This is a genomic window from Shewanella sp. FDAARGOS_354 (assembly GCF_002209245.2).
In the GTDB taxonomy this organism is placed as follows: domain Bacteria; phylum Pseudomonadota; class Gammaproteobacteria; order Enterobacterales; family Shewanellaceae; genus Shewanella; species Shewanella xiamenensis.
In genome coordinates, this window is record NZ_CP022089.2 from 327,756 (window position 1) to 340,937 (window position 13,182).

The following is a 13,182-nucleotide window of genomic DNA, read 5'->3' on the forward strand; positions in this document are numbered from 1 at the left end:
AATTGATCGACACGGAAGTGAAGGGCGCTATAACACCATAATACAGCCGCACCTTGAGCGCATTTGAGTAGTTAACTTCCGTGAAAACAATAAAGGGGTCATCATGGAAAATCGTTGGCAGGTCGCTATTTCTGCGGGGCTATTAGCCGCAATATGGTGTGGTATCGCAGATACTTTTCATCTTGTTACTTGGATTGGCTTTTTAGGTTGCAGCACGTTTTTTGCTCAGCCGAAGGCCGGTTTTCAAGGCGTGATGATGGCGTGGTGCACCAATCTCTCCGGTGTGTTTTGGGCTTGGCTCATTATCAGCGGTAGCAGTTTTTTCGTATCGCCTGTGGCGGGTTATCTGTTTACAGGTATCGCTACCTCGGCAATGTGCCTACAGGCCAGTTATCAAAAACTCAGTTTTATTCCCGGTTCCTTTATCGGCTGTTGTATTACCTTTGCTATGGCTGGGGATGTGGCCAATATTGTGCCGCCTTTAGTGTTAGGCGCCCTGTTAGGTTTTTGTATGAGCTTATTGACGGCACAGTTAATCAGCCTTCGCCAAAAATGGTCAGCATCAACAGGTTCTGAAATCGCCAGTGCCGATTAATCTTCCATCACTTTTGTGTTCGCATGATAGCCATGCGGTAACTGAGTGATCGAATAGATGAGCTATAATGCTGATTTAGTACCCGATAGCTTTAGGTCTTAGGAAATATCAAGATGAAACAAATCCAGTTTCGCACCATTGATGCCATATTGATCAAGTTCAGTCTTAACGGCAAATTTTGGATTGTCTGTTCTATGGTGGCGTTAATCACGGCTACCATCGCACTTATCAATTACCAACATGCTCACCGCAACCTAGAAGCTGCCTCTTTGGCTCGAGTTCAGGCGACGGTTGATGCCTTTGCCCAAGTCGCAAATGCGCAACAGTTGCAGGGCGATGCATTATCACAATTTGCCCGAGACAATGGGCTGAGTGTTGTCTCTCGCCAAACTGAGGCGCAGCGCCAAAGGGATAATGTCACCGCCAGCGCCACGGTGGCATCTGGCAGCGCGCTCGCACTGTCGCAAAATGTGTCCGAATGGGAAAGTGATGGCCGCAGCGATGCTAATTTGATGTTTTGGCTTGCATTAATCGGTTTATTGCCCTTATTCCAACTAAGCTATTGGATTTCAACTTCCCTCGGCGGTGGTCTGTGGGATATGTACATGGCTATCAAACGCTTAGCCGATGGCGACTTAAGTTTCAGATTAAACTTTTTCGGTACCGATGACTTCAGCTTAATCGCCCGCGAAATTGACCGCTGCGCCGACAATATGAGCGAAATGGTGAGCGCTATCCGCAATAATGCCCAAACACTTTCCCTCGCTGCTGATGAGTTTAATCAGCAAGCAAAAATCAGCGGTGAGTTAATTGGTGCCCAGCATCAATTTTTAGATTCAGTGGCTGTGGCCATGGCGCAAATGACTTCGGCGATTGAAGAAGTGTCGGTCAATGCCAGTAACACTTCACTACAGACTAAAGATAACGCCAGCCAAATGAGTGCCAGCCAAGGGCGTATTAGCCACACTGTGGACAGTATTGGTTTGCTCTCAACCAAAATTGGCGCGGCCTTTTCATCGGTAGAACAGTTATCTAAGGATGCTGCGGCTATTGATGCGGTTGTAACAACCATCAATAGTATTTCTGGGCAGACTAACTTGCTGGCGCTGAATGCGGCCATTGAAGCGGCGCGCGCAGGTGAGCAAGGTCGCGGTTTTGCGGTGGTTGCCGATGAAGTCCGTACCTTAGCGGGACGTACCCAGCAGGCAACAGTTGAGATCCAAGCGATGATCGAAGGATTGCAATCAGGCACTCGTCAGCTCTCCAATATCACCACTGAGATTGTGGACCGCGCCGATGAAGGACGTAGCGCCATTATTGCCGTGGGCGACGATGTTGAAGGGATGGCGCAATCGGTTAATGCCGTATTCGATATGAGTAGCCAGATTGCCGCATCGGCGGAAGAGCAGAGCGTCGCGGCCCGCGATATCGCAGGCCAGCTTAATGAGATCCGCCATCAATCTGATACCATTAAACAAACGGCGCAGCGCAGTGTCACCCTAGCGCATGATTTGCAACATGCTTCGGTTGAACTCGAAGGGATCCTCAAACAGTATCGCACTAGCTAAGTGGTTGCTTTTATGTGGATATGTGGATTAGCTCTATGAATCCTCATTAGCTTTGAAGCTGAATCTCGCTCCCTTGGCGAAGCGTAATAGTTGTTGGGTCCCTGATGATTGGTTAGACAATCGCAGCCATCGTTTGGTTAAATCTACTCGATGGATGGAAGACTTTATTAACCAACTTCAGGAACAGCTCCGTGAACATTAAACTCCATGCCAATGCGGCAACAACCCCAAAAACGCGTCAACTGATCCAACAGTCTACAAAGTCCGTTGCGGTGCTGGCCAAGGAGCTTGGTGTGTCTGAAACCACCATCCGTCGGTGGAAGGACCGCGATAATGACCAAGACCGCTCTCACACTGCACACCGCTTGCAGACGGTTATCAACCCTGTGCAAGAATGGCTAATTGTCGAGCTGCGCAAGACTCTCTTGCTGCCATTGGATGACCTGTTGGTTGTGGTTAGACGCTTTATCTTTCCTGAATTATCTCGCTCAGCCTTAAGTCGATGTTTGGTTCGCAATAATGTGGGTAATCTAAAAGCGCTGCTCCCTGAAACCGAGCCAGTCACTTCGCCTAAGTCCTTCAAAGATTATGAACCAGGCTATGTCCATATGGACATCAAATACTTACCTCAGATGCCTGATGAAACTCGCAGGAAGTACTTGTTTGTAGCAATCGACCGTGCCTCGAGATGGGTCTATCTTGAAATCCTGCCAGATAAGAGCGCCCGCTCTGCTAGTGGTTTCTTAAGTCGGCTGGTACGCAAAGCGTCTTTCAAGCTCAGCATTGTACTGACCGATAATGGCAAAGAGTTTACCGATAAATACTGCGCTACGGGTCAGCGAGAGCCAACAGGCCACCATCCATTTGACGTGGTATGCAACAAGCAGCAAATTGAACATCGGCTGATTAAGCGGGGCAAGCCGCAAACCAACGGGATGGTCGAGCGATTCAATGGGCGAATTGCCACGCTGCTGAAGGAAACTCGGTTCGAGTGCTCAGGAGATCTAGCGGCCACACTTGAGCGTTATCAGCGGCTGTATAATCAATTCATTGCACAGAAGGCATTGAATCATCTTACACCGCTGGATAAGCTCAAAGAGTATTACCAAGCTTCACCGGAATTATTTCGGATAAGACCTACCAATCGCCCGGGACCTGACAAATAGTCAAATAAACATGGCGGTTACATCTGATGTGCCGCCATTTTTATATTCTTAAAATTAGGCAATATCGTTCATTTAGTTTAACTGTCAATTGACTGTACATTTGGCCAAAAACTTATACCCACAGTCGTTTTGCTATTCAAAGGTAATAGGGCGAGTAACGTTGTCGAGATAGAAAGCTAAAGGCTCACGTGCGACCTTGAGGTTATTTCAGTCTCAACTTTTTTCTAATGAATTAGCTCTATTTTTGCCTCAGATGCACTCCAGCGACTTTTGATGACTCTCATCCAAGCTATTTTGGCCCTTGCAGGTTGTAGAAGAACAGAAAGTGCATTATGTTGTTGAGCTAATACGGATGGCAGGATTTTTCTATAATATGAAAAAATTTATATCTCTAATCAGAGGGAGGGGAATTAACTATTTTTCGTATATTTTATTAATCATTTTGATGACAATCATCGGAGCCAAGTCATTTATCAGGCCTATATACTTAACTTTTACTGATTTTAACTCGATAACTGGAAAATGTGACGATCTTTATCTTTACATATTTAGTTTTGGTTTCTGCTCGTTTGCATTTGGGTTAGGCGGAATGACAGTTTCATTAGTCAAATTATTCGCTAATTGGTCAAATTTAAGTAATCCTTCTTCGATTGCTGAAATTAAGGAGTACATTTTTATGGGCAGTGCAGTTGTGATTGGATCACTATTGGTTCTGTTACTCATGTATTTTCAGTAATTTCCCCAAATTCAAATGAATAGAAAACAAGGACAGGAACCATTAAAATTGGACAAAAAGCCTTCATTGCCCAGTGGGCATGCTGCAAGAACTGACCGATTACTGCTAACATCTCGAAAAGCGATGACGGCACTTTGCGGTAAGCTGTCAATACTTTCACAACCACTTATAGCGACTATATTTCGTCGACAACAATCTTAGTCAAATACTTCCTAAGCGATATGGGATAACTTACCTCATCTGAATACACCATTTTTTAATGAATTAGTGCTATTTTTTTCCTCAGAAGCTGCCCCTACAGCTTTTGATGACTCTCATTCAAGCCGTATTAGCCGGAGCAGGTTGTAGGCAAACTGAAGTTGTTGATTTAAAATGGATGGTCGAATTTATTTCCTTGTCTGATGAAATACCCATTTTTTAAGGAGTTAGCGCAATCTATTACACCTACGCTGTCAATGCGATGATTTATGACTCTTATTTAAGCCATTTTAACTCGGACAAGTTTTAGATAAACTGAAAGTGAATTATGTTGTTGATTTAAAATGGATGGCAGAATTTATTCTCTATTAGGAATGAACGTATACACTAATTGCATATCAATAAAAAGTATTATTGACAATGTAAAGTTTTACGCTTAGGTTCACTTTGACGGATTTAATTTTATATGGAGATTTAAACGAAAAAATTACCTCTTGCAATATTAGGTGGCGCTGCCTTATCTATTCCAGTAAAAGCCATTACAAATGATTCAGATAGTTTATATGGCATACCAGATAGCTTGTTTGAACACCCCCCGAAAATTGAAAAAATAGCCTTGTAAGGCTACCTATAAATACAGAGAAAAACTTGGCTATTAGTAATCATATTCAACGTATGTATTTAGATTCTGAATATGCTCACGATTATATTTATAATAAAGAGGCAATTCTTAAGGGGATGGGAGTATCTTTATCAGAAGTAGATACTAACCCAAGCATTAAATTTCTAGAGGTGATTAGCGATCCAAGATTTAGAGCGGCAAGCATAGCTAGGGATTATGATAACATTATTCAACTATTAGTTGATTATAATCTTGTTAATGCAGATGATTTTTCAAAACTAGTGCCTCAATACCAATTCTATATTGAGCAAAATAAAGAGGAGTATGAAAAGCTATTCCTAGCGAATGACTTATCATCAGTTACGTTCTGAAGAATCCCCTGATGATTTACAAATAAATCATCAAATTAGGGTGGAAGCGCATCTTGTTGCATGATCAAATGGTTTCGCCAAAAACTACACTTGGACAACAAGATGCGCGAAGCCAATATCCTACAACATTCTTTACACCAATACTGCCCAGAACTTCACCTAAAACGATTAAACAGCTTGATGCTGGCCTCTAAGGCACTGATTGAATGTAAGACACTGACCTTGACTGAGTTAGGTCGAAATTTACCAACCACGGCCCGAACCAAGCACAACATCAAGCGCATTGATCGTTTGCTCGGCAACACGCATCTGCATCAAGAACGGTTAGCTGTCTACCAATGGCATGCCCGCCTCATCTGTTCTGGTAACCCTATGCCGATTGTGCTCGTCGATTGGTCAGACATCCGAGAGCATAAACGCATCATGGCTCTGCGCGCCTCAATAGCCTTCAATGGCCGCTCTATTACCCTGTATGAGAAGTCCTATCCCCTATCAGAACAATGCTCTAAGGCCTCCCACAACGGTTTTTTAGCGGACTTAGCCAAGATTTTACCTTTGCATGTTACCCCTCTCATCGTGACTGACGCGGGGTTCAAAGTGCCTTGGTACAAAGAGGTTGAGGCGCATGGTTGGTTTTGGCTAAGCCGTATTCGCGGTACAGTTCAATTTGCAGATATTGGCGCTGAAAATTGGCGTGCAGTTCGCAGTACACATGACTTGGCCAACGGTCAAGCGAAGAGCCTGGGTTGTAAGACCTTGACCAAAACTAACCCTATCAATTGCCATCTCACGCTTTATCGTAGCAAACCTAAGGGGCGTACAAATCAGCGTTCAACGAGGACTAATTGCCACCATCCATCGGCAAAAACGTACTCAACATCGGCGAAAGAGCCTTGGGTGTTAGCCAGCAATTTACCACCAGAATCTCGGAGCCCAAAGCAGCTGGTAAACCTGTACGCCAAACGTATGCAAATAGAGGAAACCTTTCGTGACCTCAAAAGCCCGGCATACGGCTTTGGCTTACGCCAAAGTCGTACCAACAGTCCAGAGCGATTCGACATCATCCTACTGATAGCGTTGATGGTTCAATGCCTGTTGTGGCTAGTTGGTTTACACGCACAGCAACAGGGCTGGGATAAGCATTTTCAGGCCAATACCATTGGGCATCGAACGGTACTCTCAACGATTCGCTTGGGATTGGAGGTACTCAGGCGGCCTGATTATCAAATCACGGAGAAAGAATTGCTGGCGGCCTGGGTATTATTCGCCAATCAGTTGCTCAAATATGGCTATGCTATGGCTGATTTATGAGGGGATCCTTCAGAGTTACGTTAGGTAAAGATGATTACTATACTCAGGCTTGTGTTACGTGTGTTTCTTTTGCAGCCGTTGCAGTTAATGCTGTTGCTGCTACTAACGTTGCGGTTGCGGCTATTTTGGCTGTTTATGCAGGGATTTACCTATGGGGTCCCAATCCCCAGCCTAACTCGCTGCCAAATTATCTAGATTCTCAAGAGGGTGAGTTTGGAAAAATAGCCTTGTCAAATGAAAAAATTGCTAACAACAAATGGATAGCATATTCCCTGGCGCAAGCATCAGGAGTTCCAAATTTGAATAATTATATTTATAAAGACATTGCCATAACTGAGTTGCGAGCTTTTTTTACCGCGGCGTATAACCTAGGTCTAATCAATAATGAAGACAACCTTAATTATATAATTCAATCTGCTATTAATGAACTTGATAATATTAATTTTAAAAATTTAAAGTAAGGGTAAATTACAGGGCGTCCGCATGAACGTTTTTTAGAGCCAAACAGCTATGTAGGTCGAGCAAAACGTGAGCTATAAAGACTTAATAACGCAAACTAAATTGGCTGTTATTTGCATATGTCCAGCAATGCTTATAACACGAACACCTTATGGAGAGCAAAAAAACAAGCACTTATGCGGACGCTCTGGAGAAAAATTAAAATTTTTTACGTTTAAATTAATGGTGAATAATATGTATCAACAATCCCCTAATATAATTACTATTCTTCCTACTTATAGGTGTACAGCAGCATGTAAAGAATGCTGTTTTGAGTCAAATCCAAACTTAAAATCTAGATTATCAAGAACTGATATTTTGGAAATAATTGATACTGGGTGCACTTCCTTTCCTGATCCCCCCTGTGTCAGGATTGTTGTCACCCCTAAATAATCATTATGTTTAAAGACAGGGTGCGGCAAAAGAGAACGATATGGCTCGGTACTGAAGAATCCCCTGATGATTTACAAATAAATCATCAAATTAGGGTGGAAGCGCATCTTGTTGCATGATCAAATGGTTTCGCTAAAAACTACACTTGGACAACAAGATGCGCGAAGCCAATATCCTACAACATTCTTTACACCAATACTGCCCAGAACTTCACCTAAAACGATTAAACAGCTTGATGCTGGCCTCTAAGGCACTGATTGAATGTAAGACACTGACCTTGACTGAGTTAGGTCGAAATTTACCAACCACGGCCCGAACCAAGCACAACATCAAGCGCATTGATCGTTTGCTCGGCAACACGCATCTGCATCAAGAACGGTTAGCTGTCTACCAATGGCATGCCAGCCTCATCTGTTCTGGTAACCCTATGCCGATTGTGCTCGTCGATTGGTCAGACATCCGAGAGCATAAACGCATCATGGCTCTGCGCGCCTCAATAGCCTTCAATGGCCGCTCTATTACCCTGTATGAGAAGTCCTATCCCCTATCAGAACAATGCTCTAAGGCCTCCCACAACGGTTTTTTAGCGGACTTAGCCAAGATTTTACCTTTGCATGTTACCCCTCTCATCGTGACTGACGCGGGGTTCAAAGTGCCTTGGTACAAAGAGGTTGAGGCGCATGGTTGGTTTTGGCTAAGCCGTATTCGCGGTACAGTTCAATTTGCAGATATTGGCGCTGAAAATTGGCGTGCAGTTCGCAGTACACATGACTTGGCCAACGGTCAAGCGAAGAGCCTGGGTTGTAAGACCTTGACCAAAACTAACCCTATCAATTGCCATCTCACGCTTTATCGTAGCAAACCTAAGGGGCGTACAAATCAGCGTTCAACGAGGACTAATTGCCACCATCCATCGGCAAAAACGTACTCAACATCGGCGAAAGAGCCTTGGGTGTTAGCCAGCAATTTACCACCAGAATCTCGGAGCCCAAAGCAGCTGGTAAACCTGTACGCCAAACGTATGCAAATAGAGGAAACCTTTCGTGACCTCAAAAGCCCGGCATACGGCTTTGGCTTACGCCAAAGTCGTACCAACAGTCCAGAGCGATTCGACATCATCCTACTGATAGCGTTGATGGTTCAATGCCTGTTGTGGCTAGTTGGTTTACACGCACAGCAACAGGGCTGGGATAAGCATTTTCAGGCCAATACCATTGGGCATCGAACGGTACTCTCAACGATTCGCTTGGGATTGGAGGTACTCAGGCGGCCTGATTATCAAATCACGGAGAAAGAATTGCTGGCGGCCTGGGTATTATTCGCCAATCAGTTGCTCAAATATGGCTATGCTATGGCTGATTTATGAGGGGATCCTTCAGGGCTCGGTATTCACCAGAACGTAAAGAGGCGATCCTTAAAAAATTATTACCTCCTCACAACTTAACGGTCGCAGAGGTCGCTCGGGAAGAAGGCATCGCGGTGCAAACCTTGTATCATTGGCGAGATATTGCCAGAAAAGAAGGTCGCCCCGTGCCAGGTAAAACATTAACAGCCGATGATTGGTCGGCTGAAGCAAAACTTGCCGTGATTATTGAAACAGCGCCGCTGTCGGAAGCGGAGATAAACCAGTATTGCCGTGAAAAGGGCTTGTTCCGCGAGCAAGTACAGCAGTGGAAACAGGATTGTTTAGCTGGTTTTCAAACCTCAGAAGTACAAACTAAAACCATTAAACAGCAGGCTAAGGCTGACAAAGCCGAAATCAAATCGCTGCAACGGGAATTGCGCTATAAGGAGAAAGCGCTGGCTGAAGCTGCTGCGTTACTGGTGCTCAGAAAAAAGCTCAATGCGCTCTGGGGGGACGACAGCGAGGAGAGCTAACCCCTTTGCCTGAGCGCATAGCATTGATTGCCTTAATCCAAGAGGCCTATACCAATGGTGCTCGCCTTTATAAGGCTTGTGCAGAAACGGGCCTCAGTAAGCGTACCTATCGACGTTGGTATCGAGAAGGTCAAGTACAAGCTGATTTAAGGCCGACAGCAGCTCGACCAGAGCCGGCCAATAAACTCGAAGAACATGAGCGACAACAGATATTAAGCGTGTGTAATCAAACGGAGTACGCCAGCTTACCCCCGTCGCAAATTGTGCCAACATTATTAGATAACGGGATTTATATCGCCTCGGAATCCAGCTTCTACAGAGTGTTAAATGCTCATGGTCAACTTAACCATCGTGGCCGCACTCAGGCTGCGGTCAATCGAAGCAAACCGTTGAGTTATCGGGCAGATGGGCCGAATCAAGTGTGGTCATGGGACATCACTTATTTAGCCTCAATCGTCAAAGGCCAGTTCTACTATTTGTACCTGTTTGAAGATATTTACAGTAGAAAAATAGTGGGTTACGAAGTTCATGAGCAAGAAAGTGGGGAATATGCCGCTGCGCTAATCCAACGCTGTCTGTTACGCGAGCAATGCTTTAACACGCCATTAGTGCTGCATTCTGATAATGGGGCGCCGATGAAGTCACTGACCATGAAAGCCAAGCTGGAAGAGCTTGGTATTACGGCATCATTAAGTCGGCCGAGGGTGAGTAATGACAACCCCTTTTCAGAGTCGTTATTTAAAACGTTGAAATACCGCCCACAGTGGCCGGCATCAGGTTTTAGCTGCTTAGCAACAGCAAGAGAATGGGTGGAAAAGTTTGTAACCTGGTACAACGATGAGCATAAACACAGCCAGCTAAATTTTGTCTCACCAGGGCAACGTCATGCACTGCAAGATGGCGCTATTTTAGCGAAGCGCAAGAAAGTGCTTGAGGCGGCGAAGGAAAGAAAACCGATGCGTTGGTCTACAGAGATCAGAAATTGTGAAGCGGTTGGCGCTGTAACACTCAACCCAGATAAGGCACCAGAAGAAGGCGTAATAAATGCAGCTTAATATTTAAACAAAGAGTGACAACTATCTTGAAAAACACCGGATCTTAAAATGATAGTGTTTAGTGGCGGCGAATGCTTCACCCTTAAAAGTGATCTTTATGCTGGCATTCAAGCTGCAACATTAAATGGGAAGATGTCGCGTTGCGTAACTAACGGTTACTGGGGTAATACACTTTCGAATGCAAGAACAATTGCTGAAAAGTTAAAAGACGCCGGATTAAGTGAGATTAACTTTAGTACTGGTGCTGAAGGATCCCCTCATAAATCAGCCATAGCATAGCCATATTTGAGCAACTGATTGGCGAATAATACCCAGGCCGCCAGCAATTCTTTCTCCGTGATTTGATAATCAGGCCGCCTGAGCACCTCCAATCCCAAGCGAATCGTTGAGAGTACCGTTCGATGCCCAATGGTATTGGCCTGAAAATGCTTATCCCAGCCCTGTTGCTGTGCGTGTAAACCAACTAGCCACAACAGGCATTGAACCATCAACGCTATCAGTAGGATGATGTCGAATCGCTCTGGACTGTTGGTACGACTTTGGCGTAAGCCAAAGCCGTATGCCGGGCTTTTGAGGTCACGAAAGGTTTCCTCTATTTGCATACGTTTGGCGTACAGGTTTACCAGCTGCTTTGGGCTCCGAGATTCTGGTGGTAAATTGCTGGCTAACACCCAAGGCTCTTTCGCCGATGTTGAGTACGTTTTTGCCGATGGATGGTGGCAATTAGTCCTCGTTGAACGCTGATTTGTACGCCCCTTAGGTTTGCTACGATAAAGCGTGAGATGGCAATTGATAGGGTTAGTTTTGGTCAAGGTCTTACAACCCAGGCTCTTCGCTTGACCGTTGGCCAAGTCATGTGTACTGCGAACTGCACGCCAATTTTCAGCGCCAATATCTGCAAATTGAACTGTACCGCGAATACGGCTTAGCCAAAACCAACCATGCGCCTCAACCTCTTTGTACCAAGGCACTTTGAACCCCGCGTCAGTCACGATGAGAGGGGTAACATGCAAAGGTAAAATCTTGGCTAAGTCCGCTAAAAAACCGTTGTGGGAGGCCTTAGAGCATTGTTCTGATAGGGGATAGGACTTCTCATACAGGGTAATAGAGCGGCCATTGAAGGCTATTGAGGCGCGCAGAGCCATGATGCGTTTATGCTCTCGGATGTCTGACCAATCGACGAGCACAATCGGCATAGGGTTACCAGAACAGATGAGGCTGGCATGCCATTGGTAGACAGCTAACCGTTCTTGATGCAGATGCGTGTTGCCGAGCAAACGATCAATGCGCTTGATGTTGTGCTTGGTTCGGGCCGTGGTTGATAAATTTCGACCTAACTCAGTCAAGGTCAGTGTCTTACATTCAATCAGTGCCTTAGAGGCCAGCATCAAGCTGTTTAATCGTTTTAGGTGAAGTTCTGGGCAGTATTGGTGTAAAGAATGTTGTAGGATATTGGCTTCGCGCATCTTGTTGTCCAAGTGTAGTTTTTAGCGAAACCATTTGATCATGCAACAAGATGCGCTTCCACTCTAATTTGATGATTTATTTGTAAATCATCAGGGGATTCTTCAGGTACTGGTGTTGACCATCAAGAACACGTGCCTCTTAGTTCGGTTATCAACGCTGTCCAAGCATGTGCAGAGTTAGGTATTTGGACTATGATAACAATTGAAAAGGATACTGAGACCTCATCTTGTAGGGAAACTATCAATACTAATCCTCTGATATTAGAATTATTATCAAATAGAAAATTGATGCTTCAAAATAACACTTGGATGCCTTTCAAGTTGGATTATGTAGATAGAGGTGTGCAAATTCATCAAGATGACTTGATGCAGGGCTGTGAACAAATATTTAATAACTTAGTTGTCACACCACATGGCAGAATATCAGGGTGTTGCGGTTTAACGTTTGAACACATTCCTGAGATGAAACTCGGTAGTATCGGTGATAAAGACGCTCTGAGAAAAGCTTACGATGAGCAATTGAATGATTTTTTGAAAATTTGGATTAAAGTAGATGGCCCAACCTCGATTATTGAGCAATTAATGGGTAGTGGATACATAGAAAACTCCATTGGTACAGTTTCTCACAATTGCCAATCTTGTGTGTATTTACATAAAAAACCAGAAATTGTGTCTGCGCTAAAGGAAAATTATGAAAAGTATATGTCCAATGTTCTTATTAAATATCACGCCAGCGAGTTTGTTTCCAAAAAATATAGCAAAGATAAACTTGTTATGAAGGAGATTAGATGATGAGTTACTCAAATAGTCAAATAGGGTATCCTTTTTTTATAATTTGTTTCTTTACTTTGATATTTGTTTTTGCAGTTAATAAATTCGGTTTGCAAGAGTTTAAAGGTGAAAACGATTTTATAATGTTAATATTAATATTAAGTGTTGCACTTTTAATGACCTTTAGGTTAAGAGTGAGTATCGAAGATAAACAACTTACTCTAAGTTACGGAATTGGATTATTTAAAAAGAGATTTGATCTTTCAGATGTTAACAATGTGTCTATAGTAAGAAATAAGTGGTACTGTGGTTGGGGAGTGCGAATTTCATCTGAAGGAACTATATATAATATATCAGGTTTCGAAGGTGTTAAAATTGACTTCCGCTCAGGTGTTTCAATCGTAGTTGGAACTAATAAGCCACTGGAACTATATCAAGCACTTAAAAAGTTTACCTCCTAATGTATCGCGGCTAGTGAAAAGCACTATTGTTAAAGTGCTTTTCACTGTTTAGTTCCCGCATATGCATGCAACTAGCACGGTAGTGTTCAAATT

Annotated in this window: 13 protein-coding genes; 10 read left to right on the forward strand and 3 right to left on the reverse strand. The window is 43.9% G+C overall.

Annotated elements, in window-relative coordinates; genetic code table 11:
• The first annotated feature begins 103 nt into the window (after window positions 1–103).
• From CEQ32_RS01590 to CEQ32_RS01600, 3 genes are all read left to right on the forward strand, one after another.
• Window positions 104–595 (forward strand): DUF1097 domain-containing protein, encoded by a 492-nt coding sequence (locus tag CEQ32_RS01590; protein WP_088585392.1) that lies wholly within the window; start codon window positions 104–106, stop codon window positions 593–595.
• Between the two features lie 113 nt (window positions 596–708).
• On the forward strand, window positions 709–2,163 hold the full coding sequence (locus CEQ32_RS01595; RefSeq protein ID WP_088585393.1) for a methyl-accepting chemotaxis protein: 1,455 nt from the start codon (window positions 709–711) through the stop codon (window positions 2,161–2,163).
• Between the two features lie 191 nt (window positions 2,164–2,354).
• Window positions 2,355–3,329: an IS481 family transposase gene (locus CEQ32_RS01600; RefSeq protein ID WP_088585394.1), complete on the forward strand. Its 975-nt coding sequence runs from the start codon at window positions 2,355–2,357 to the stop codon at window positions 3,327–3,329.
• A 540-nt stretch (window positions 3,330–3,869) separates the two neighbouring features.
• Here CEQ32_RS01600 and CEQ32_RS22860 read toward each other — a convergent pair.
• Window positions 3,870–4,052, reverse strand: a complete 183-nt coding sequence (locus CEQ32_RS22860) for a hypothetical protein (protein ID WP_146128713.1) — start codon at window positions 4,050–4,052, stop codon at window positions 3,870–3,872.
• Complete coding sequence (locus tag CEQ32_RS22905; protein ID WP_192959142.1) at window positions 4,049–4,225, reverse strand: hypothetical protein; 177 nt, start codon at window positions 4,223–4,225, stop codon at window positions 4,049–4,051. Before CEQ32_RS22905 ends, CEQ32_RS22860 begins: the two co-directional genes overlap by 4 nt.
• Window positions 4,226–4,911: 686 nt before the next feature.
• Here CEQ32_RS22905 and CEQ32_RS01615 point away from each other — a divergent pair.
• From CEQ32_RS01615 to CEQ32_RS01635, 5 genes are all read left to right on the forward strand, one after another.
• Window positions 4,912–5,256 (forward strand): hypothetical protein, encoded by a 345-nt coding sequence (locus CEQ32_RS01615; protein ID WP_146128714.1) that lies wholly within the window; start codon window positions 4,912–4,914, stop codon window positions 5,254–5,256.
• 102 nt (window positions 5,257–5,358) lie between these two features.
• On the forward strand, window positions 5,359–6,567 hold the full coding sequence (locus CEQ32_RS01620; RefSeq protein ID WP_088585397.1) for an IS4-like element IS10A family transposase: 1,209 nt from the start codon (window positions 5,359–5,361) through the stop codon (window positions 6,565–6,567).
• Window positions 6,564–7,028, forward strand: a complete 465-nt coding sequence (locus tag CEQ32_RS01625; protein WP_088585398.1) for a hypothetical protein — start codon at window positions 6,564–6,566, stop codon at window positions 7,026–7,028. The genes CEQ32_RS01620 and CEQ32_RS01625 overlap by 4 nt, the downstream gene beginning before the upstream one ends.
• A 587-nt stretch (window positions 7,029–7,615) precedes the next feature.
• Window positions 7,616–8,824: an IS4-like element IS10A family transposase gene (locus CEQ32_RS01630; RefSeq protein WP_001206290.1), complete on the forward strand. Its 1,209-nt coding sequence runs from the start codon at window positions 7,616–7,618 to the stop codon at window positions 8,822–8,824.
• Window positions 8,821–10,391 (forward strand): IS3-like element ISSpu6 family transposase gene (locus CEQ32_RS01635; RefSeq protein WP_088585399.1). Its coding sequence is split into 2 segments (ribosomal slippage): window positions 8,821–9,298 and window positions 9,298–10,391, totalling 1,572 coding nucleotides; the frame shifts between segments, so codons are not numbered across the junction. Before CEQ32_RS01630 ends, CEQ32_RS01635 begins: the two co-directional genes overlap by 4 nt.
• Window positions 10,392–10,648: 257 nt before the next feature.
• On the opposite strand, the gene CEQ32_RS01645 is transcribed toward CEQ32_RS01635, so the two are convergent.
• Window positions 10,649–11,857: an IS4-like element IS10A family transposase gene (locus tag CEQ32_RS01645; RefSeq protein WP_088585401.1), complete on the reverse strand. Its 1,209-nt coding sequence runs from the start codon at window positions 11,855–11,857 to the stop codon at window positions 10,649–10,651.
• A 192-nt stretch (window positions 11,858–12,049) separates the two neighbouring features.
• Between CEQ32_RS01645 and CEQ32_RS01650 the strand changes: the two genes are divergently transcribed.
• Together CEQ32_RS01650 and CEQ32_RS01655 are read left to right on the forward strand one after the other, a co-directional pair.
• Entirely contained in the window at window positions 12,050–12,649 is a 600-nt protein-coding gene (locus tag CEQ32_RS01650) for a hypothetical protein (RefSeq protein WP_088585402.1), read from the forward strand.
• The gene (locus CEQ32_RS01655) at window positions 12,646–13,089 is read left to right on the forward strand and encodes a hypothetical protein (RefSeq protein WP_088585403.1); all 444 of its coding nucleotides are present in this window, start codon (window positions 12,646–12,648) and stop codon (window positions 13,087–13,089) included. The genes CEQ32_RS01650 and CEQ32_RS01655 overlap by 4 nt, the downstream gene beginning before the upstream one ends.
• Window positions 13,090–13,182: the final 93 nt, after the last annotated feature.